Source organism: Enterobacter sp. MGH 38 (assembly GCF_000492855.1).
Lineage (GTDB): Bacteria > Pseudomonadota > Gammaproteobacteria > Enterobacterales > Enterobacteriaceae > Enterobacter > Enterobacter hormaechei_C.
The window spans coordinates 1,001,088-1,021,579 of sequence record NZ_KI535607.1; the positions used below are offsets into that span (position 1 = coordinate 1,001,088).

A 20,492-nucleotide genomic window follows, 5' to 3' on the forward strand; every position below is an offset into this window, starting at 1 on the left:
CTGAAATTAACACTCAGCTAACAAATTTAACCCCTTTCCATTGCCCTAATAATTATTAATCTGCTTTTAATACCGCAACTAAATTACAAGAGAGTTAACTGATCATTGTTTGATCAATTTATTTCAGAATATTATTAGCCAAAAAATGTCACTTCAGCAAAAAATTCTTTCACTTTATCCTGAAAAATCACGGTTAAACAGGATATTTCCTTATCGATCAGCAATTGATCGTTTGTAATACACTGTTAAAATCTATATGTGAAATTTACCTTAATTAAAATTTTTTGCTACAGCTTCGATTTCGCATTTTTAACCAAAAAAATTTTTTATTTATAGGAAATATATCACTCTGATCACACATATACAGATTTTCAAAAACATAAATAAAACAAACAAACCTCATTTGATTCACGCAATATTATCACATACCCATTTTATTCAACCTCTTTTACGCGCCGTATCTGCTCAAAAGGCGAATGTAATGCCCTCCACCTGACTACCGCTCCCAACGCACGCGGTGAGTTGAACTTGCGGTTTTGGTCCTACCAATCATGCGTAAAGCTATCCATCGTTCACAGTTTCGATGCTCCACTTCACAAAAGCATTGCTGAATAGCAACACTTGGTTAACCATTTATTGCCATTAACCCTACATCACAATATTGGAAGGACCACTTTTACACTAAGTGTGACGCTGAGATGAGCAGAGACTCACCCGACGAACACCTGTGTGGTCCTCAGGAGACCTGCATGAGCCTCTGGCAACAAAACTACGATCCGGCCGGGAATATCTGGCTGTCGAGCCTGATCGCATCGCTACCGATCCTGTTCTTCTTCTTTGCGCTGATAAAGCTCAAGCTGAAGGGCTACCTTGCCGCAACGTACACCGTTGCCATCGCCCTGCTGGTGGCGCTGTTCTTCTATAAAATGCCGGTCGATCGCGCGCTGGCCTCTGTGGTGTATGGTTTCTTCTACGGCCTGTGGCCGATTGCGTGGATCATCATCGCCGCTGTCTTTGTCTACAAAATCTCGGTGAAAACCGGGCAGTTCGACATTATTCGCTCGTCGATTCTCTCTATTACACCGGACCAGCGTTTACAGATGCTGATTGTCGGTTTCTCCTTCGGGGCGTTCCTTGAAGGGGCGGCAGGATTTGGCGCGCCGGTGGCGATCACCGCCGCTCTGCTGGTCGGGCTGGGCTTTAATCCGCTGTATGCCGCTGGCCTGTGCCTGATTGTGAACACCGCCCCGGTGGCGTTTGGCGCGATGGGCATTCCGATTCTGGTGGCGGGCCAGGTGACCGGGCTGGACAGCTTCGAGATCGGCCAGATGGTGGGCCGCCAGCTGCCGTTCCTGACCATTATCGTGCTGTTCTGGATCATGGCGATTATGGACGGCTGGCGCGGCGTGAAGGAGACCTGGCCTGCGGTGATGGTAGCGGGCGGTTCGTTCGCCATTGCCCAGTATCTCAGCTCCAACTTCCTCGGCCCGGAACTGCCGGACATCATCTCTTCCCTGGTGTCGCTGGTCTGCCTGACGCTGTTCCTGAAACGCTGGCAGCCGGTACGTATCTTCCGCTTTGCTGACATGGGCGCATCGCACGTGGATCAGACGCTGGCGCGCACCGGCTATACCGCCGGACAGATTGTGCGCGCGTGGTCACCGTTCCTGTTCCTGACCGCCACCGTGACGCTGTGGAGCATTCCGCCGTTTAAAGCCCTGTTCGCCCCGGGCGGCGCGCTGTACGACATGGTGATTAATATCTCCGTGCCGTTCCTCGACAAAATGGTCGCCCGTATGCCGCCGGTGGTGCACGACGCCACGCCGTATGCGGCAGTGTTTAAGTTCGACTGGTTCTCAGCCACCGGTACGGCCATCCTGTTTGCCGCTATCCTTTCCGTTGTGTGGCTGCGCATGAAGCCTGCCGCCGCGGTACAGACCTTTGCGGCGACGATTAAAGAGCTGATGCTGCCGATTTACTCCATCGGCATGGTGCTGGCGTTCGCGTTTATTTCGAATTACTCCGGCCTGTCGTCGACGCTGGCGTTAGCGCTGGCGCATACCGGCCACGCGTTTACCTTCTTCTCGCCGTTCCTCGGCTGGCTGGGGGTGTTCCTGACCGGTTCAGATACGTCATCTAACGCCCTGTTTGCTGCCCTACAGGCCACGGCCGCGCAGCAGATTGGCGTCTCGGACGTGCTGCTGGTCGCCGCGAACACCACCGGCGGCGTGACCGGGAAGATGATCTCACCGCAGTCCATCGCCATTGCCTGTGCTGCGGTGGGGCTGGTAGGCAAAGAGTCGGATCTGTTCCGCTTTACCGTTAAACACAGCCTGATATTTACCTGCATGGTGGGCGTGATCACCACATTGCAGGCCTATGTCTTAACCTGGATGATTCCATGATAGTGATGCCCAGACGCCTGTCCGACGAGATTGCCACTCGCGTACGGGCGCTGATAGAAGAACAACAGCTGGAAGCGGGCATGAGATTGCCCGCCGAGCGTCAGCTTGCCGCTCAGCTTGGCGTGTCGCGCAACTCACTGCGCGAGGCGCTGGCGACGCTGGTCAGCGAAGGGGTGCTGCTGAGCCGTCGCGGCGGCGGCACCTTCGTGCGCTGGCAGCATGACGACTGGTCCGAACAAAACATCGTGCAGCCGCTGAAGACGCTGATGGAAAACGACCCGGACTACAGCTTCGACATCCTCGAAGCGCGTCACGCCATCGAAACCAGCACCGCGTGGCACGCGGCGATGCGGGCAACCGACGCCGACAAAGAGAAGCTCAAAGCCTGTTTTGAAGCCACGCAAAGCAGCGACCCGGACATCGCCTCCCAGGCGGACGTGCGGTTCCATCTGGCGATTGCCGAGGCCTCGCACAACGTGGTGCTGCTGCAAACCATGCGCGGGTTCTTCGACCTGCTGCAATCCTCCGTGAAGCAGAGTCGCCAGCGCATGTATCTGGTCCCGCCGGTATTTGCCCAGCTGACCGAACAGCACGAGGCGGTGCTCAACGCCATTCTGGCCGGTGATGCCGAGGCCGCGCGCAAGGCGATGATGGCGCATCTCGGCTTCGTGCATACCACCATTAAACGATTCGATGAAGATCAGGCCCGACAGGCGCGTATTACCCGTCTGCCTGGCGAGAGTGATATTTCCAGGGAGAACAAAGCATGATTATTTCCGCAGCCAGTGACTATCGCGCCGCGGCACAGCGCATTTTGCCGCCATTCCTGTTCCACTACATTGACGGCGGGGCGTACGCCGAATATACCCTGCGCCGCAACGTGGAGGACCTGTCGGAAGTGGCCCTGCGCCAGCGCGTGCTGAAAAATATGTCTGACCTGAGCCTTGAGACGAAGCTGTTTAACGAGACGCTCTCCATGCCGGTAGCGCTTGCGCCCGTCGGTTTATGTGGCATGTATGCCCGTCGCGGTGAAGTGCAGGCCGCCGCCGCCGCAGATGCCAAAGGCATTCCGTTTACCCTTTCCACCGTGTCCGTCTGCCCGATTGAAGAAGTCGCCCCGACCATCAAGCGCCCGATGTGGTTCCAGCTGTACGTCCTGCGCGATCGCGGTTTTATGCGCAACGCGCTGGAGCGCGCCAAAGCGGCGGGCTGCTCAACCCTGGTCTTTACCGTCGACATGCCGACCCCCGGCGCGCGCTACCGCGACGCCCACTCCGGCATGAGCGGCCCTAACGCGGCCCTGCGCCGTTACTGGCAGGCGGTGACGCACCCGCAGTGGGCGTGGGATGTCGGGTTGAACGGCCGTCCGCACGATCTGGGCAATATTTCGGCCTACCTGGGTAAACCGACCGGGCTGGAGGACTACATTGGCTGGCTGGCGAACAATTTCGATCCGTCGATCTCCTGGAAAGACCTGGAGTGGATCCGCGAATTCTGGGACGGCCCGATGGTGATCAAAGGGATCCTCGACCCGGAAGATGCCCGCGACGCGGTGCGTTTTGGCGCCGATGGGATCGTGGTCTCTAACCATGGTGGCCGCCAGCTTGATGGGGTGCTCTCCTCCGCCCGCGCCCTGCCGGCCATTGCCGATGCGGTGAAAGGCGATATTGCGATCCTGGCCGATAGCGGCATCCGTAACGGGCTGGACGTGGTGCGCATGATTGCGCTCGGCGCCGACAGCGTGCTGCTGGGCCGTGCTTACCTGTACGCGCTGGCCACCAGCGGCCAGGCGGGCGTGGCGAATCTGCTGAACCTGATCGAGAAAGAGATGAAAGTAGCGATGACCCTGACCGGGGCGAAGTCGATTAGCGAAATCAGCAAAGACTCTCTGGTGCAGGAGCTCAGTAAGCTGCCTGCGGCGCTGGCCCCTCTTTCCCAAGGAAACGCGGCCTGATCTTCCCCGGTTAGCCTCCCCTTCTTCCGCGCCCGACTTTCCCCTCGGGCGCTTTTTTTGTCGAAAATAACACCTGCGTAACATTCTTGATAAGAAAATTTGACACACCCCGCCCCTCCGCAATTGTATAGACAAGCAAATACAAGAACACAAAAACAACATCACATCGGAGGGGAACGTATGACGTATTCAGGTCGGGTGGATATTCAGCAGGTGATCGATGAAAGTCCTTTTTCAGGGTTTCACTGGCTTCTTATTGTGCTGGGCTTTCTGGTGCTGGCGATCGATGGGTTTGATACCGCAGCGATGGGTTACATTGCGCCTACGCTGTCGACGGAGTGGGGAATACATAAACAGGATCTGGGGCCGGTGCTGAGTGCGGCGCTGCTGGGGCTGTCGCTGGGAGCCCTGATTGCAGGTCCGGTATCGGACCGGATGGGACGCAAGCGCGTGCTGGTCTTTTCGTGTCTCTTCTTCGGCCTGGCGAGCCTGGGCACGGCCTGGGCGCAAAGTCTGAATACCCTGACGCTATGGCGATTTCTGACCGGTCTCGGGCTGGGCGCCGCGATGCCTAACGCCATCACGCTGATCTCAGAGTTTGCCCCCCAGCGCTGCCGCGCCATGGCAATTAACACCATGTACTGCGGCTTTACGCTGGGTGCGGCGGGCGGCGGGGCGATCTCGTCCTGGCTTATCCCTCACCATGGCTGGCGAAGCGTGCTGCTGACCGGCGCGATTGCGCCGCTGATTTTAACGGTGCTGCTGGCGCTGCTGTTGCCGGAGTCGGTGAAGTTTCTGGTGCAGCGCGGGAAAGACATCGCCCAGGTTCGCCGCATCGCCAGCCGGTTCGCCCGCAGCACGCTGGATAGCGTCACGGGCTTTTTCCTGACAGAGGAGAAAGTCGCGTCGAAAAAAGGCAGCGTGTCGCAGCTGTTTTCCATGCCCTGGCTGCCCGGCACCCTGATGCTGTGGGTCACCTACTTTATGGGACTGGTGATTTATTACGTCCTGCTGAGCTGGATGCCGACGCTGATGCAGGGGATGGGGTATGCGCTGGCGGAATCCGCCTGGCTCACCTCGCTGTTCACCTTCGGCGGCACCGCTGGCATTTTGCTCGCGGGCTGGATGATGGATCGCTGGGAAGCGCACAAGGTGGTCGCGTGTGGTTTCGTGCTGACGATGGGCCTGATTCTTTTACTCGGCATTGAGCATAACCATATCGCCCTGTTTGGCGGGTTAATTTTCCTGATGGGGATCGCGATGAACGGCGCGCAGTCGGGCATGCAGACCCTGGCCGCCACCTTTTACCCTACCGAGTGCCGCGCGACGGGTATCGCCTGGATGCAGGGGATCGGCCGCTTCGGCGGCGTGGCGGGCACCATGACCAGCGCCCAGCTTCTTTCCATGCAGTGGCAGGCAGACAGTATTTTAATGATCCTCAGCGTGCCTGCTCTCGTGGCCGCGGCGGCAACCGTCTACAAAATGCTGTATAGCCGCGCGCAGGAGCCGGGCGTCGCCTAGTCCCTCTCTTTTCTGCTATTCTGCCCCCGCAATTAAGGGGGCAGCATGCTTAACATCGTCTTATTCGAACCAGAAATTCCGCCGAACACCGGCAATATTATCCGCCTGTGCGCCAACACCGGTTTTCGTCTGCACATCATTGAGCCGATGGGCTTTACGTGGGACGACAAACGTCTGCGCCGCGCGGGGCTGGACTACCATGAGTTTACCGCCGTCGTTCGTCATCACGATTACGCCGCGTTTCTGGGATCCGAAAAACCACAGCGCATGTTCGCCCTGACTACCAAAGGCACGCCAGCGCACAGCGCCGTAAGCTATCAGGACGGGGATTATCTGATGTTTGGTCCGGAAACCCGCGGCCTGCCGGCCACCATTCTGGATGCCCTGCCAGCCGAGCAGAAAATTCGTATTCCGATGATGCCGGACAGCCGCAGCATGAACCTGTCGAATGCGGTGTCGGTGGTGGTGTATGAGGCGTGGCGCCAGCTGGGTTATCCCGGCGCGATACTGCGTAGCTAAAACAGTTCGGGTGGCTTGCGCCACCCGATTCATCGTGTTTAGCCTGCTACCGCGATACGTTTCATATCGGTCATGTAGCCACGCAGTTTCTGGCCCACTTTCTCGATTTCGTGGCTGCGGATCGCTTCGTTAACGTCACGCAGCTGCGCGTTATCAACCGCACCTTCCGCAATCGCCTGGCCCAGATCGCCCGCTTGCAGGGTGGTCATGAACTCTTTCAGCAGCGGTACGCAGGCGTAAGAGAACAGGTAGTTACCGTACTCGGCGGTATCGGAGATCACCACGTTCATCTCATACAGACGCTTACGGGCGATGGTGTTTGCGATCAGCGGCAGCTCGTGCAGCGATTCGTAGTACGCAGACTCTTCAATGATGCCGGAATCCACCATAGTTTCGAACGCCAGCTCAACGCCTGCTTTCACCATCGCAATCATCAGGACGCCTTTATCGAAGTACTCCTGCTCGGTGATCTTGCCGTCGTACTGTGGTGCGGTTTCGAACGCGGTTTTACCGGTCTCTTCACGCCAGGTCAGCAGTTTCTTATCGTCGTTCGCCCAGTCTGCCATCATGCCGGAGGAGAACTCGCCGGAGATGATGTCGTCCATATGTTTCTGGAACAGCGGCGCCATGATGGTTTTCAGCTGTTCAGAGAGTGCGAACGCGCGCAGTTTTGCCGGGTTGGACAGACGGTCCATCATCAGCGTAATGCCGCCCTGCTTCAGCGCTTCGGTGATGGTTTCCCAGCCGAACTGAATCAGTTTTTCAGCGTATGCCGGATCGGTGCCTTCCTCCACCAGCTTGTCGAAGCACAGCAGAGAGCCAGCCTGGAGCATGCCGCACAGGATAGTCTGCTCGCCCATCAGGTCAGATTTCACTTCCGCAACGAAGGAAGATTCCAGTACGCCCGCACGATGGCCGCCGGTGGCCGCTGCCCAGGCTTTGGCAATCGCCATGCCTTCGCCTTTCGGATCGTTTTCCGGGTGAACGGCGATCAGCGTCGGTACGCCGAAGCCACGTTTGTACTCTTCACGCACTTCGGTGCCCGGGCACTTCGGCGCCACCATCACCACGGTGATGTCTTTACGGATCTGCTCGCCCACTTCAACGATGTTGAAGCCGTGGGAGTAACCCAGCGCGGCGCCGTCTTTCATCAGCGGCTGTACGGAACGCACAACGTCAGAGTGCTGCTTGTCCGGCGTCAGGTTCACCACCAGATCCGCCTGCGGGATCAGCTCTTCGTAGGTGCCCACTTTGAAGCCGTTTTCGGTCGCTTTACGCCATGAAGCGCGCTTCTCGGCAATCGCTTCTTTGCGCAGGGCGTAGGAGATATCCAGCCCGGAGTCACGCATGTTCAGGCCCTGGTTCAGACCCTGTGCGCCACAGCCGACAATGACCACTTTTTTACCCTGAAGGTAGCTCGCGCCATCAGCAAATTCATCGCGCGCCATGAAGCGGCATTTGCCCAGCTGCGCCAGCTGCTGGCGCAAGTTCAGTGTATTAAAGTAGTTAGCCATGGGTGATACCTCGTGATGTTGTGTGTCTTATTGTTCGGTTCGCCTTTCAGCGACAATGTACCCACATTACAACAGGAAATTTATTGCGGAAATTGATATATTCACAACGTCACATTGCAATTTATGCAATGTAAAAAGAGGGAGTGGAATCGGTGGATTTACGCGATCTGAAAATGTTCCTGCACCTGGCGGAAAGCCGTCACTTTGGCCGCAGCGCCCGGGCGATGCACGTCAGCCCGTCCACGCTTTCGCGCCAGATCCAGCGCCTTGAGGAAGACCTCGGCCAGCCGCTGTTCGTGCGCGATAACCGCACCGTCACCCTCACGGAAGCCGGCGAAGAGCTGCGCATCTTTGCCCAGCAAACCTTGTTGCAGTATCAGCAGCTGCGGCACACCATCGACCAGCAGGGGCCGTCGCTTTCCGGCGAGCTGCATATTTTCTGTTCCGTGACCGCTGCCTACAGCCATCTTCCCCCCATTCTTGACCGCTTCCGCGCGGAACATCCGTCGGTTGAAATTAAGCTCACCACCGGCGATGCCGCCGACGCGATGGAAAAAGTGGTCACGGGCGAAGCGGATCTCGCGATTGCCGGGAAACCGGAAACCCTGCCGGGGGCGGTGGCGTTCTCGATGCTGGAGAATCTGGCGGTGGTGCTGATTGCCCCGGCGCTGCCCTGCCCGGTGCGTAACCAGGTCTCGGTAGAAAAACCGGACTGGTCGACGGTGCCGTTTATCATGGCCGATCAGGGGCCGGTGCGCCGCCGCATCGAGCTGTGGTTCCGCCGTCAGAAAATCAGCAACCCGTCGATTTACGCTACCGTCAGCGGCCATGAGGCGATGGTGTCGATGGTGGCGCTTGGCTGCGGCGTGGCGCTGCTGCCGGAAGTGGTGCTGGAAAACAGCCCGGAACCGGTGCGCAATCGCGTGATGATTTTAGAACGCAGCGATGAGAAAACGCCGTTTGAGCTGGGCGTGTGCGCACAAAAAAAGCGGCTGCATGAGCCGCTTATTGATGCGTTCTGGACGATATTGCCGAACCACTAGCCAGCCAGAAAGAACCTGAAAGCCGGGTTATGGGTTTCGTCATGACATTCATAGCCCAGTTCGTTCAGGCGCGTTTCGAAATCCGGCTCGTGCTCGCCCAGTTCGAACGCCGCCAGCACGCGCCCGTAGTCGGTGCCGTGGCTGCGGTAGTGGAACAGGGAGATGTTCCAGTGCGTGCCGAGCGTGTGCAGGAACTTGAGCAGCGCGCCCGGTGATTCCGGGAACTCGAAGCTGAACAGGCGTTCCTTCAGCGGCTTGGAAGGACGGCCGCCGACCATGTAACGCACGTGCAGCTTCGCCATCTCATCGTCAGAGAGATCGACCACGCTGTAGCCGCCGTCGTGCAGCAGGCTGAGGATCTCTTTGCGCTCCTCCACGCCACGGCTCAGACGCACGCCGACAAAAATGCAGGCATCTTTGGCGTCGGCAAAGCGGTAGTTGAACTCCGTTACCGAACGGCCGCCCAGCAGCTGGCAGAACTTCAGGAAGCTGCCCTTCTCTTCCGGAATGGTCACCGCCAGCAGGGCTTCACGCTGTTCGCCGAGCTCGCAGCGTTCGGACACGTAGCGCAGGCCGTGGAAGTTCACATTGGCGCCGGAAAGCACGTGCGCCAGACGCTCGCCGCGAATGTTGTGCTGGGCGATGTATTTCTTCATCCCCGCCAGCGCCAGCGCGCCGGAGGGTTCCGCCACCGCACGCACGTCTTCGAACAGATCTTTCATCGCCGCGCAGATAGCGTCGCTGTCGACGGTGACGATATCGTCGAGATACTCCTGGCACAGGCGGAACGTTTCGTCGCCAATGCGCTTCACCGCCACGCCCTCGGCGAACAGCCCGACGCGCGGCAGATCTACCGGATGTCCCGCGTCCAGCGCCGCCTTCAGGCAGGCAGAGTCTTCCGCTTCAACCGCAATCACTTTGATCTGCGGCATCAGCTGTTTGATCAGCACCGCCACACCTGCGGCTAAGCCACCGCCGCCCACCGGGACGAAAACGCGGTCGAGATGGGCGTCCTGCTGCAACAGTTCCAGCGCCAGCGTACCCTGCCCGGCAATCACCATCGGGTGGTCGAACGGCGGCACCCAGGTGAACCCCTGCTGCTGCGCCAGCTCAATCGCTTTGGCTTTGGCTTCGTCAAAGTTAGCCCCGTGGAGCAAGACTTCTCCGCCGAAACCGCGCACCGCGTCGACCTTGATGTCTGCGGTAGCAACCGGCATCACGATCAGCGCCTTCAGCCCCAGACGCGCCGAGGAAAACGCCACGCCCTGCGCGTGGTTGCCCGCCGACGCGGTAATCACCCCGCGCGCTTTCTGCTCGTCCGTCAGCCCGGCCATCATCGCGTAGGCTCCGCGCAGCTTGAAGCTGTGCACCGGCTGCCTGTCTTCACGCTTCACCAGAATGACGTTGTCGAGGCGCGAGGAGAGTTTTTCCATTTTTTGCAGGGGCGTGACCTGCACGGCTTCATAGACCGGCGCGCGTAGCACCGCTCTCAGGTATTCCGCCCCCTCAGGGGCGGCGGATAAGGGTTGTGACTCGGCCATCATTAGCCCCCCAGTTTAGATTTATCGCGCACCGCGCCTTTATCTGCACTGGTGGCAAGACTCGCGTAAGCGCGCAGGGCGAAGGAGACTTCACGCTGACGATCTTTCGGCGTCCAGGCTTTGTCGCCGCGGGCTTCCTGCGCCTCACGACGGGCCGCAATCTCCTGGTCACTCAGCTTCAGCTGAATGCCGCGGTTCGGAATGTCGATTTCGATCAGGTCGCCATCTTCGATGATCGCGATATTGCCGCCGCTTGCCGCTTCTGGCGAGACGTGGCCAATGGAGAGGCCTGACGTGCCGCCAGAGAAACGACCATCGGTGATCAGCGCGCAGGCTTTGCCGAGGCCCATCGATTTCAGGAAGGTGGTCGGGTAGAGCATCTCCTGCATGCCCGGACCGCCTTTCGGCCCTTCGTAGCGAATGACCACCACGTCGCCTTCCACCACTTTGCCGCCGAGGATAGCGTCTACCGCTTCGTCCTGGCTTTCATACACTTTTGCCGGGCCGGTAAATTTCAGGATGCTGTCGTCCACGCCTGCGGTTTTCACAATGCAGCCATTTTCTGCGAAGTTACCGTACAGCACGGCCAAACCGCCGTCTTTGCTGTAGGCATGTTCCAGCGAGCGAATGCAGCCTTCGGCGCGATCGTCATCCAGCGTGTCCCAGCGGCAATCCTGCGAGAACGCCTGGGTGGTACGGATGCCCGCCGGACCGGCGCGATACATGTTTTTCACCGCGTCGTCTTTGGTCAGCATCACGTCGTACTGCTCCAGCGACTCCGGCAGCGTCAGGCCGAGCACGTTTTTCACGTCGCGGTTCAGCAGCCCGGCGCGATCCAGCTCGCCGAGAATACCAATCACGCCACCCGCACGGTGGACATCTTCCATGTGGTACTTCTGGGTACTCGGCGCGACTTTACACAGCTGCGGCACTTTGCGGGAGAGCTTGTCGATGTCGCTCATGGTGAAGTCGATTTCAGCTTCCTGCGCGGCGGCCAGCAGGTGCAGAACGGTGTTGGTGGAACCGCCCATGGCGATATCCAGCGTCATGGCGTTTTCGAACGCCGCTTTACTGGCGATGTTGCGCGGCAGCGCGCTGGCATCGTCCTGCTCGTAGTAGCGTTTGGTCAGCTCAACGATGCGCTTGCCCGCGTTAAGGAACAGCTGTTTACGGTCGGCGTGGGTCGCCAGCAGCGAGCCGTTGCCCGGCTGAGAAAGGCCCAGCGCTTCGGTCAGGCAGTTCATGGAGTTGGCGGTGAACATCCCGGAACAGGAGCCGCAGGTCGGGCACGCGGAGCGTTCCACCTGGTCGCTCTGCTCGTCAGAGACTTTCGGGTCCGCGCCCTGGATCATCGCATCGACCAGGTCGAGCTTGATGATTTTGTCGGAAAGCTTGGTTTTCCCCGCTTCCATCGGGCCGCCGGAAACGAAGATCACCGGAATGTTCAGACGCAGGGAGGCCATCAGCATCCCCGGGGTGATTTTGTCGCAGTTGGAGATACAGACCATCGCATCGGCGCAGTGGGCGTTAACCATATACTCCACCGAGTCGGCGATCAGCTCGCGCGACGGCAGCGAATAGAGCATCCCTCCGTGGCCCATTGCGATACCGTCATCCACCGCAATGGTGTTGAACTCTTTCGCCACGCCGCCGGAGGCTTCGATTTGCTCGGCAACCAGCTTACCGAGATCGCGCAGGTGTACGTGGCCCGGCACAAACTGGGTGAAGGAGTTCACCACGGCGATAATTGGCTTGCCGAAATCGGCGTCGGTCATTCCGGTGGCGCGCCACAGTGCGCGGGCACCCGCCATATTACGGCCGTGGGTGGTGGTGGCTGAACGATACTTAGGCATGCTTTATTTACTCCCGTCTGACTATTTAATGGGACGGTGCGTGCCGTCCCACATTTATATTTAGTTATTAACCTGATCCAACCAGCCGTATTTATCTTCTGTCTCGCCGGTGAAGAGGCCAAAGAACGCTTGCTGAATGCGTTTGGTCACCGGGCCACAGCGGCCTTCGCCCACCTGAATGCCATCGACGCTACGCACCGGCGTAATTTCAGCCGCGGTACCGGACATAAACACTTCGTCAGCCAGGTACAGGGATTCGCGGGATAGCACCTGCTCGCGCACTTCGATACCCAGATCTTTTGCCAGCTTGATGATGGCGTCACGGGTGATGCCTGGCAGCGCGGACGAGGTAAACGGCGGGGTGAACAGAATTCCGTCTTTTACTTCAAACAGGTTTTCGCCCGCACCTTCGGAGATGTAGCCATTCACATCCAGCGCGATACCTTCCTGGTAACCGTGACGGCGCGCTTCGCTGCCGACCAGCAGTGAGGACAGGTAGTTACCGCCCGCTTTAGCCGCAGTCGGGATAGTGTTTGGCGCCACGCGGTTCCAGGAAGAAACCATTGCGTCGATCCCCTGATCCAGTGCTTCCGCGCCCAGGTAGGCGCCCCACGGGAACGCAGCAATAATCACATCGGTGTTATAGCCAGCGGGCGGGTTGACGCCCATGCCGACATCACCCACGAAGACCAGCGGACGAATATAGGCGCTGGTCAGTTTGTTCTGGCGAATCACCTCGCGGCAGGCTTCCATCAACTCATCAACGCTTTGGGAGACCGGGAAACGATAAATTTTGGCTGAGTCATGCAGACGCTGCATGTGTTCACGGTGGCGGAACACCACTGGTCCTTTGTGAGAGTCGTAGCAACGGATCCCTTCAAACACGGAGGTGCCGTAGTGCAGCGCGTGGGACATCACGTGAACTTTCGCGTCTTCCCAGCGAACCATCTCACCATTGAACCAAATGTAATCAGCTTTTTTTGTCGTCATTTTTTCGTCCTGTCACGCTTAAGCGCGGATTTGTTGTGATGTGGTTGTGCTCTGGCAGATGGCAACATGGGCAACGTCTACCAGTTTTGATAACTGACTAAACAGTAAGTCGACCGGCCGCGGGCTGGCAACGGTTAATTCGATACTGATGTTTTGCGCGTCGGTGGCCGTTTCCATATTCATAGAGCAAATCTGAAAACCACGATGACGCACCACGCGCAAAACGCGTTCTAACGTTTCCGGGTTGAAGCGAGCCTGCACGGCGACCTGATGTTGCATCATGATAATTTCTCCAGCATTTGTGAGTTACTGGCACCGGGCGGTACCAACGGCCAGACGTTCTCAAGCTCATCGATTGAGACATGAAGCAGGTATGGCCCTTCGCTTGACAGCATGGTGTCGAGTGCCGCTTCAACCTGGTCTTTACGGGTGATGTGCTGGCCAGGAATGCCGAAGGCGCTGGCCAGGGTGAGGAAATCGGGGTTATCGGTCAGGGTGGTTTCACTGTAACGTTCCTGGAAGAACAGCTGTTGCCACTGGCGAACCATCCCTAAACGCTGGTTATCGAGCAACACGATCTTCAACGGTAACTGCTTGCGCTTCACGGTGCCGAGCTCCTGAACGTTCATCATGAAGGAGCCGTCACCGGAGATACAGATAACGGTATCGTTCGGGCGGGCAACCTGTGCACCAACGGCGGCTGGCAGACCGAAGCCCATCGTCCCTAACCCGCTGGACGTGATGAAGTTTTCCGGACGGGTGTAGGTCATGTGCTGGGCAGACCACATCTGATGCTGGCCGACATCGGTCGTCACCACGCTGTCGGCGGGCTTACGGTCGGACAACTGCTTCAACAGCAGCGGCGCGTAGATGGCCTCGCCGGGGTGGTCGTAACGCCAGGCGTGTTCAGCGCGCATATCGGCGGTGTGCTGACGCCATGGGTTAATATCCAGCGGCTGCTCCAGGGCCGGTAACAGCGCGTTAAGATCGCCCTGCAACGCGACATGCGCCTGACGCAGTTTGTTCATCTCCGCCGGGTCGATGTCCATATGGATCACTTTGGCGTTTGGCGCGAAGGTGTTCAGTTTGCCGGTGACGCGGTCGTCAAAACGGGCGCCGACGGCGATGAGCAGGTCACACTCCTGCACCGCCAGGTTTGCCGCTTTGGTACCATGCATCCCCAGCATGCCCAGATAGTAGGGGTAATCAGCATCTACCGCACCCAACCCTTTCAGCGTGCAGGTGGCAGGCATTTGCGTTGCCGCGATAAATTCGCGCAGGGCAGGAGCCGCCTGCGCCATACCTACGCCACCACCAACGTACAGCATCGGTTGTTTGGCCTGCACCATCATCTGACGCGCCTCTTCCACCTGTGCATGCGGGAACGCATCATCGCTTTTCACGGTAGAGAAATGCGGTTCCAGATCGCCGAGTGCAACCTGGATATCTTTCGGGATATCAACCAGAACCGGGCCAGGACGGCCAGAGCTGGCAACCTCGAACGCTTCGGCCATCACCCGCGGCAGCTCTTCGAGAGACTGAACGAGGAAGCTGTGTTTGGTACAGGCCAGCGATAAACCGAGCACATCCACTTCCTGGAAGGCATCGGTGCCGATGAACGGAGAGGCAACCTGTCCGGTGATCGCCACCACGGGTACGGAGTCGAGCAGCGCGTCAGCCAGGCCGGTGATCAGGTTCGTTGCGCCGGGACCTGAGGTGGCCATACAGACACCGGTTTTACCGGTCGCACGGGCATAACCGATGGCGGCCATCGCTGCGCCCTGCTCGTGTCGGCACAAGAGGTGTTCCACGCCGCCGTCATACAGTGCATCGTAAATCGGCATAATTGCGCCACCCGGATAACCGAATACGGTTTCGACTCCCTGCGCGCGCAACGCATGTACTACCCATTGTGCCCCATTCATAGTTAGTTCCCCGTCATAAATCTGGAGAAACAGAATTTTGTGCTAGTCGTCATTCTCTGCTCCTCATTTAAGTTTTTTAGTCATAAAAAAACCCCCGGACCTTTCGGTGCGGGGGTCTTAGTTCGTTAAGGCTTGATTTCTAAGCCTTTCCTCGTCCAAGTGCAGCCCCGCACGGTGGGATAATAATCACCACCACGCTAATCACGACCAGGCTAATCACTCGTAGAAGGGCTGTCATTTTCAGTTCTTTTTGCATCTTGTTCGAAGGAATACCTAAAGAGTTACCACAGATATTTCATCTGACACAAGATTTTTTTATGACCTATATCTGTAGCATGCGAACTATTTCTTTCAAAATCGTTGTTTTATATAGGGAAAAAATAGAAATGAAGATTTTTCATTTTTTTGTCCTGTTTCATCAGGCAAGGCGCGCATGATTTCTTTTCTGCGAGGCCGATTCCACCGACATGTAAGGATTACATTTTGCCGCTAAAAGGCTGGAACGAGCGCCGTAATTCAGTGAATTAGTGCTAAACAGGAAAAAATGATGCTGGCATAGTCACCGCCAAGGAGGGCTTATGTCACTGTCAGTTGTTTATACACGCGCGGCCATCGGCGTGAAGGCACCGCTTATTTCTGTAGAGGTTCATTTAAGTAATGGACTGCCCGGACTGACGCTGGTCGGCTTACCAGAAACGACCGTTAAAGAGGCGAGGGATCGCGTGCGCAGCGCAATTATTAATAGCGGTTATGCTTTTCCGGCGAAGAAGATCACCATCAACCTTGCGCCCGCCGATTTGCCAAAGGAGGGAGGGCGATATGATTTACCTATTGCTATAGCGCTTCTCGCGGCTTCTGAACAGCTCAATACGCCAGGGCTAAGCTCGTGCGAGTTCGTGGGTGAATTAGCGCTTACAGGCGCGTTAAGAGGCGTTCCCGGAGCAATCTCGGGTGCGCTTGAAGCCATACGCGCGGGAAGACAAATCATTGTGGCCAATGAAAATGCCTCTGAAGTAAGCCTTATCGCCGAAAAGGGATGTCTTGTCGCGGGACATTTGCAGGAGGTTTGCGCCTGGCTGGAAGGCCGACACGAGCTTGCCGAGCCGCAGGAGAATGACGAGGTGGCGCCAGATTCGCCCGAGGATCTCAGCGATATTATGGGTCAGGAACAGGGTAAACGGGCGTTAGAGATAACGGCCGCGGGTGGGCATAACCTGTTACTGATAGGTCCGCCAGGCACGGGGAAAACGATGCTGGCGAGCAGATTGAGCGGCCTGTTGCCACCCCTCAATAATCACGAAGCGCTGGAAAGCGCCGCGATATTTAGCCTGGTCAGTTCTACGTCGCTGCATAAACAGTGGCGCCGCCGTCCTTTCCGCTCTCCACACCACAGTGCGTCTCTTACCGCGATGGTGGGCGGGGGTTCGATCCCCGGGCCGGGTGAAATCTCACTGGCGCACAACGGCATTCTGTTTCTGGATGAATTGCCAGAGTTTGAACGCCGCGTGCTGGATGCATTGCGGGAGCCGATTGAATCCGGTGAAATCCATTTGTCTCGTACACGGGCCAAAATAAGCTACCCTGCGCAGTTTCAGCTGGTCGCCGCGATGAACCCTAGCCCTACGGGTCATTATCAGGGCAATCATAACCGCTGTACGCCGGAGCAGACACTGCGCTATCTGAGTAAGCTGTCCGGCCCCTTCCTCGACCGTTTTGATTTATCTCTCGAGATCCCCCTGCCCCCGCCCGGTCTGCTGAGGCAAACCGGTATCAAAGGCGAAAGCTCAGCAGCTGTGCGTGAACGGGTTATTGCGGCGCAGGCGCGGCAGTATGCTCGTCAGAACAGGCTGAATGCCCGGCTGGATAACAGCGGGATCCGACAGTTTTGTTCTCTCAACGCTGAAGATGCAGGCTGGCTGGAAGAGACACTGACGCGGTTTGGGCTATCCATTCGCGCGTGGCAGCGTTTGTTGAAAGTTGCGCGCACGGTCGCCGACGTGGAGGGCTGCCCCGGAATAGAGAGGCGGCATTTGCAGGAGGCATTAAGTTACCGTGCGATCGATCGGCTGCTGTTGCATCTGCAAAAAATGCTGGCGTAAAAAAAAGGGGCCGTAGCCCCTTCTCTTCTTAATCGTCAGACTCGGTGTAGTCTTCTGCACCTTCCATCTGCGGCTTGCCGCCAGACAGCGTATGGAAACGCTTAGGACGCTTAATGCGAGCCATATACTTGATCCATACACGTTCTGCATCAGATTGCGGCTCACGCTCACCACGACAAACAGAGACAAACTGTTTTTCATCTTCGGTTGCCGGTTCACGTTTACCCAGATCCAGCTCGTTAAAGGCATAACCATGGCGCTCAAGAAGTTGAGCTTCTTTGATAGTGAAATCGCCGTGACGAGAGAACCCGCGCGGATAATGTTTATTGTCGAAAAAACGATTAGTCGTCGTAAAGCTTTCCGCCATCCTACACGCTCCTAATTCTTTGGCCGAGCTATTTATGGCGCGGAGTATTAGTTACGCTTGACAGAGTGTAAAACAAAACATTTAAATCATAACGACAAATAATTTTGCGGAGAAAGATGTGGATACGGAATTGCTAAAAACTTTCCTCGAAGTGAGCAGAACGCGACACTTTGGGCGAGCAGCTGAAGCCCTCTACTTGACGCAGTCAGCAGTCAGTTTTCGTATTCGACAGCTGGAAAATCAACTGGGTGTGAACCTTTTTACCCGCCATCGCAACAATATTCGTTTAACCCCGGCCGGTGAAAAGCTATTGCCTTATGCAGAAACCCTGATGAATACCTGGCAGGCAGCGCGGAAGGAGGTTGCGCACACCTCCCGGCATAATGAATTCTCGATCGGTGCCAGCGCTTCACTATGGGAATGCATGCTCAGCCAGTGGCTTATGCGGCTATATCGCTCACACAACCATCTGCAATTTGAGGCGAGGATTGCGCAACGCCAGTCGCTGGTTAAGCAACTCCACGAGCGGCAGCTTGATCTCCTGATCACCACAGAAGCGCCCAAGATGGACGAATTTAGCAGCCAGATTGTTGGACAGTTTAGCCTGGCGCTCTATGCATCCGAGCCTGCAATGATGAAGGCCGACCTGAATTATTTACGCCTGGAATGGGGGCCTGATTTTCAGCAGCACGAGACGGGGTTAATTGCCAGCGATGATATCCCGCAACTCACGACAAGCTCTGCGGAGATCGCATGCCAGCATCTTCCCGCATTGAAAGGCTGTACATGGTTACCTGTTCGCTGGGCGGATAATAAACCCGCACTCCATGTTGTCACCGATTCGACAACTCTCTCCAGGCCGCTGTATGCCATTTGGCTGCAAAACAGCGATAAGCAGTCGCAGATAAAAGATCTGTTAAAAACCAGCATACTGGATTAACGCAAAAGCCTGCGGAAACGCAGGCTGCTTATTCTTCAGGAAGGTGTTGAGCTGTTTTGCAGGCAAAAAAAAATCCTTTGCCGAAGCAAAGGATTCTATATGGCAGGGGCGGAGAGACTCGAACTCGCGACACCCGGTTTTGGAGACCGGTGCTCTACCAACTGAGCTACGCCCCTAAAGTTTTTGACATTAAGCCTGCCGAAAGGGCAGGCTTAATGTCTTAATAAGTGGCGGAACGGACGGGACTCGAACCCGCGACCCCCTGCGTGACAGGCAGGTATTCTAACCGACTGAACTACCGCTCCACCGAATACTTCTGTAACCACCGGATTAATGCACCGGCTTACTACTTAATTTGATGCCTGGCAGTTCCCTACTCTCACATGGGGAGACCCCACACTACCATCGGCGCTACGGCGTTTCACTTCTGAGTTCGGCATGGGGTCAGGTGGGACCACCGCGCTAAAGCCGCCAGGCAAATTCTGTTAATCTGTATCAGGCTGAAAATCGTGTCTGTCTCTTCGCCAAAACAGCTTCGGCGTTGTAAGGTTAAGCCTCACGGTTCATTAGTATCGGTTAGCTCAACGCATCGCTGCGCTTACACACCCGACCTATCAACGTCGTCGTCTTCAACGTTCCTTCAGGAGACTTAAAGTCTCAGGGAGAACTCATCTCGGGGCAAGTTTCGTGCTTAGATGCTTTCAGCACTTATCTCTTCCGCATTTAGCTACCGGGCAGTGCCATTGGCATGACAACCCGAACACCAGTGATGCGTCCACTCCGGTCCTCTCGTACTAGGAGCAGCCCCCCTCAATTCTCCAGCGCCCACGGCAGATAGGGACCGAACTGTCTCACGACGTTCTAAACCCAGCTCGCGTACCACTTTAAATGGCGAACAGCCATACCCTTGGGACCTACTTCAGCCCCAGGATGTGATGAGCCGACATCGAGGTGCCAAACACCGCCGTCGATATGAACTCTTGGGCGGTATCAGCCTGTTATCCCCGGAGTACCTTTTATCCGTTGAGCGATGGCCCTTCCATTCAGAACCACCGGATCACTATGACCTGCTTTCGCACCTGCTCGCGCCGTCACGCTCGCAGTCAAGCTGGCTTATGCCATTGCACTAACCTCCTGATGTCCGACCAGGATTAGCCAACCTTCGTGCTCCTCCGTTACTCTTTGGGAGGAGACCGCCCCAGTCAAACTACCCACCAGACACTGTCCGCAACCCGGATCACGGGTCTACGTTAGAACACCAGCCATTAAAGGGTGGTATTTCAAGGATGGCTCCACGCAGACTGGCGTCCACGCTTCAAAGCCTCCCACCTATCCTACACATCAAGGACCAGTGTTCAGTGTCAAGCTATAGTAAAGGTTCACGGGGTCTTTCCGTCTTGCCGCGGGTACACTGCATCTTCACAGCGAGTTCAATTTCACTGAGTCTCGGGTGGAGACAGCCTGGCCATCATTACGCCATTCGTGCAGGTCGGAACTTACCCGACAAGGAATTTCGCTACCTTAGGACCGTTATAGTTACGGCCGCCGTTTACCGGGGCTTCGATCAAGAGCTTCGCGTTGCCGCTAACCCCATCAATTAACCTTCCGGCACCGGGCAGGCGTCACACCGTATACGTCCACTTTCGTGTTTGCACAGTGCTGTGTTTTTAATAAACAGTTGCAGCCAGCTGGTATCTTCGACTGATTTCAGCTCCGTCCGCAGGGACTTCACCTACCTATCAGCGTGCCTTCTCCCGAAGTTACGGCACCATTTTGCCTAGTTCCTTCACCCGAGTTCTCTCAAGCGCCTTGGTATTCTCT

At 56.8% G+C, this 20,492-nt stretch carries 17 protein-coding genes, 2 tRNA genes, 1 rRNA gene and 2 other annotated features; of the genes, 8 read left to right on the forward strand and 12 right to left on the reverse strand.

Annotation, left to right across the window (positions count from 1 at the left end; genetic code table 11):
• The first annotated feature begins 749 nt into the window (after positions 1-749).
• From lldP to trmL, 5 genes are all read left to right on the forward strand, one after another.
• The gene (lldP, locus tag L384_RS16135) at positions 750-2,405 is read left to right on the forward strand and encodes an L-lactate permease (protein WP_003860175.1); all 1,656 of its coding nucleotides are present in this window, start codon (positions 750-752) and stop codon (positions 2,403-2,405) included.
• Entirely contained in the window at positions 2,402-3,175 is a 774-nt protein-coding gene (gene lldR, locus L384_RS16130) for a transcriptional regulator LldR (RefSeq protein WP_006808630.1), read from the forward strand. The genes lldP and lldR overlap by 4 nt, the downstream gene beginning before the upstream one ends.
• Positions 3,172-4,359, forward strand: a complete 1,188-nt coding sequence (gene lldD, locus L384_RS16125; RefSeq protein WP_006808631.1) for a quinone-dependent L-lactate dehydrogenase — start codon at positions 3,172-3,174, stop codon at positions 4,357-4,359. Before lldR ends, lldD begins: the two co-directional genes overlap by 4 nt.
• A gap of 180 nt (positions 4,360-4,539) precedes the next feature.
• Positions 4,540-5,880, forward strand: a complete 1,341-nt coding sequence (locus tag L384_RS16120) for an MFS transporter (protein WP_023323877.1) — start codon at positions 4,540-4,542, stop codon at positions 5,878-5,880.
• Positions 5,881-5,925: 45 nt separating this feature from the next.
• Positions 5,926-6,399, forward strand: coding sequence for a tRNA (uridine(34)/cytosine(34)/5-carboxymethylaminomethyluridine(34)-2'-O)-methyltransferase TrmL (gene trmL / locus L384_RS16115; RefSeq protein WP_003860178.1), 474 nt, complete (start codon positions 5,926-5,928; stop codon positions 6,397-6,399).
• Positions 6,400-6,437: 38 nt separating this feature from the next.
• On the opposite strand, the gene ilvC is transcribed toward trmL, so the two are convergent.
• On the reverse strand, positions 6,438-7,913 hold the full coding sequence (ilvC, locus tag L384_RS16110) for a ketol-acid reductoisomerase (RefSeq protein ID WP_006808634.1): 1,476 nt from the start codon (positions 7,911-7,913) through the stop codon (positions 6,438-6,440).
• 152 nt (positions 7,914-8,065) lie between these two features.
• Here ilvC and ilvY point away from each other — a divergent pair, with 152 nt between their 5' ends.
• A complete protein-coding gene (gene ilvY / locus L384_RS16105) occupies positions 8,066-8,956 on the forward strand; it encodes an HTH-type transcriptional activator IlvY (protein WP_022652050.1) in 891 nt (296 codons plus the stop codon).
• On the opposite strand, the gene ilvA is transcribed toward ilvY, so the two are convergent.
• From ilvA to ilvL, 7 genes are all read right to left on the reverse strand, one after another.
• Complete coding sequence (ilvA, locus tag L384_RS16100; RefSeq protein WP_032608562.1) at positions 8,953-10,497, reverse strand: threonine ammonia-lyase, biosynthetic; 1,545 nt, start codon at positions 10,495-10,497, stop codon at positions 8,953-8,955. The two genes, ilvY and ilvA, sit on opposite strands and share 4 nt — an antisense overlap.
• Before the next feature lie 2 nt (positions 10,498-10,499).
• Complete coding sequence (gene ilvD, locus L384_RS16095; protein ID WP_008501574.1) at positions 10,500-12,350, reverse strand: dihydroxy-acid dehydratase; 1,851 nt, start codon at positions 12,348-12,350, stop codon at positions 10,500-10,502.
• Between the two features lie 60 nt (positions 12,351-12,410).
• Positions 12,411-13,340, reverse strand: a complete 930-nt coding sequence (gene ilvE / locus L384_RS16090; protein ID WP_023323879.1) for a branched-chain-amino-acid transaminase — start codon at positions 13,338-13,340, stop codon at positions 12,411-12,413.
• Positions 13,341-13,358: 18 nt separating this feature from the next.
• Entirely contained in the window at positions 13,359-13,622 is a 264-nt protein-coding gene (gene ilvM, locus L384_RS16085; RefSeq protein ID WP_003860184.1) for an acetolactate synthase 2 small subunit, read from the reverse strand.
• Complete coding sequence (gene ilvG / locus L384_RS16080; protein WP_023323880.1) at positions 13,619-15,265, reverse strand: acetolactate synthase 2 catalytic subunit; 1,647 nt, start codon at positions 15,263-15,265, stop codon at positions 13,619-13,621. The genes ilvM and ilvG overlap by 4 nt, the downstream gene beginning before the upstream one ends.
• A 2-nt stretch (positions 15,266-15,267) precedes the next feature.
• Positions 15,268-15,318: a peptide IlvX gene (gene ilvX / locus L384_RS22695; RefSeq protein WP_166792073.1), complete on the reverse strand. Its 51-nt coding sequence runs from the start codon at positions 15,316-15,318 to the stop codon at positions 15,268-15,270.
• A gap of 86 nt (positions 15,319-15,404) precedes the next feature.
• On the reverse strand, positions 15,405-15,503 hold the full coding sequence (gene ilvL / locus L384_RS21730) for an ilv operon leader peptide (RefSeq protein WP_001311244.1): 99 nt from the start codon (positions 15,501-15,503) through the stop codon (positions 15,405-15,407).
• A gap of 340 nt (positions 15,504-15,843) precedes the next feature.
• On the opposite strand from ilvL, the gene L384_RS16075 reads away from it, so the two are divergent.
• On the forward strand, positions 15,844-17,364 hold the full coding sequence (locus L384_RS16075; RefSeq protein ID WP_023323881.1) for a YifB family Mg chelatase-like AAA ATPase: 1,521 nt from the start codon (positions 15,844-15,846) through the stop codon (positions 17,362-17,364).
• A 28-nt stretch (positions 17,365-17,392) separates the two neighbouring features.
• On the opposite strand, the gene L384_RS16070 is transcribed toward L384_RS16075, so the two are convergent.
• Entirely contained in the window at positions 17,393-17,731 is a 339-nt protein-coding gene (locus tag L384_RS16070; protein ID WP_006808641.1) for a MaoP family protein, read from the reverse strand.
• 118 nt (positions 17,732-17,849) lie between these two features.
• Here L384_RS16070 and hdfR point away from each other — a divergent pair, with 118 nt between their 5' ends.
• Entirely contained in the window at positions 17,850-18,671 is an 822-nt protein-coding gene (gene hdfR, locus L384_RS16065) for an HTH-type transcriptional regulator HdfR (protein WP_003860190.1), read from the forward strand.
• Between the two features lie 100 nt (positions 18,672-18,771).
• Here hdfR and L384_RS16060 read toward each other — a convergent pair.
• The 3 genes from L384_RS16060 to rrf form a co-directional block, all read right to left on the reverse strand.
• Positions 18,772-18,847: transfer RNA gene (locus tag L384_RS16060), tRNA-Trp, on the reverse strand.
• Between the two features lie 52 nt (positions 18,848-18,899).
• A tRNA-Asp gene (locus L384_RS16055) sits at positions 18,900-18,976 on the reverse strand.
• 55 nt (positions 18,977-19,031) lie between these two features.
• Positions 19,032-19,147 (reverse strand): 5S ribosomal RNA (rrf, locus tag L384_RS16050).
• Positions 19,148-19,229: 82 nt separating this feature from the next.
• Positions 19,230-20,102: a sequence feature (23S ribosomal RNA rRNA prediction is too short), on the reverse strand.
• A gap of 9 nt (positions 20,103-20,111) precedes the next feature.
• Positions 20,112-20,476: a sequence feature (23S ribosomal RNA rRNA prediction is too short), on the reverse strand.
• Positions 20,477-20,492 lie beyond the last annotated feature (16 nt).

What these genes read in the sequence shown, in the direction of transcription:
- ilvL (WP_001311244.1), bottom strand. Translation starts at nt 15,503, where the DNA reads ATGACAGCCCTTCTACGAGTGATTAGCCTGGTCGTGATTAGCGTGGTG.
- L384_RS16075 (WP_023323881.1), top strand. Translation starts at nt 15,844, where the DNA reads ATGTCACTGTCAGTTGTTTATACACGCGCGGCCATCGGCGTGAAGGCA.
- ilvD (WP_008501574.1), bottom strand. Translation starts at nt 12,350, where the DNA reads ATGCCTAAGTATCGTTCAGCCACCACCACCCACGGCCGTAATATGGCG.
- ilvE (WP_023323879.1), bottom strand. Translation starts at nt 13,340, where the DNA reads ATGACGACAAAAAAAGCTGATTACATTTGGTTCAATGGTGAGATGGTT.
- L384_RS16070 (WP_006808641.1), bottom strand. Translation starts at nt 17,731, where the DNA reads ATGGCGGAAAGCTTTACGACGACTAATCGTTTTTTCGACAATAAACAT.
- ilvG (WP_023323880.1), bottom strand. Translation starts at nt 15,265, where the DNA reads ATGAATGGGGCACAATGGGTAGTACATGCGTTGCGCGCGCAGGGAGTC.
- ilvA (WP_032608562.1), bottom strand. Translation starts at nt 10,497, where the DNA reads ATGGCCGAGTCACAACCCTTATCCGCCGCCCCTGAGGGGGCGGAATAC.
- lldR (WP_006808630.1), top strand. Translation starts at nt 2,402, where the DNA reads ATGATAGTGATGCCCAGACGCCTGTCCGACGAGATTGCCACTCGCGTA.
- lldP (WP_003860175.1), top strand. Translation starts at nt 750, where the DNA reads ATGAGCCTCTGGCAACAAAACTACGATCCGGCCGGGAATATCTGGCTG.
- L384_RS16120 (WP_023323877.1), top strand. Translation starts at nt 4,540, where the DNA reads ATGACGTATTCAGGTCGGGTGGATATTCAGCAGGTGATCGATGAAAGT.
- trmL (WP_003860178.1), top strand. Translation starts at nt 5,926, where the DNA reads ATGCTTAACATCGTCTTATTCGAACCAGAAATTCCGCCGAACACCGGC.
- ilvC (WP_006808634.1), bottom strand. Translation starts at nt 7,913, where the DNA reads ATGGCTAACTACTTTAATACACTGAACTTGCGCCAGCAGCTGGCGCAG.
- ilvM (WP_003860184.1), bottom strand. Translation starts at nt 13,622, where the DNA reads ATGATGCAACATCAGGTCGCCGTGCAGGCTCGCTTCAACCCGGAAACG.
- lldD (WP_006808631.1), top strand. Translation starts at nt 3,172, where the DNA reads ATGATTATTTCCGCAGCCAGTGACTATCGCGCCGCGGCACAGCGCATT.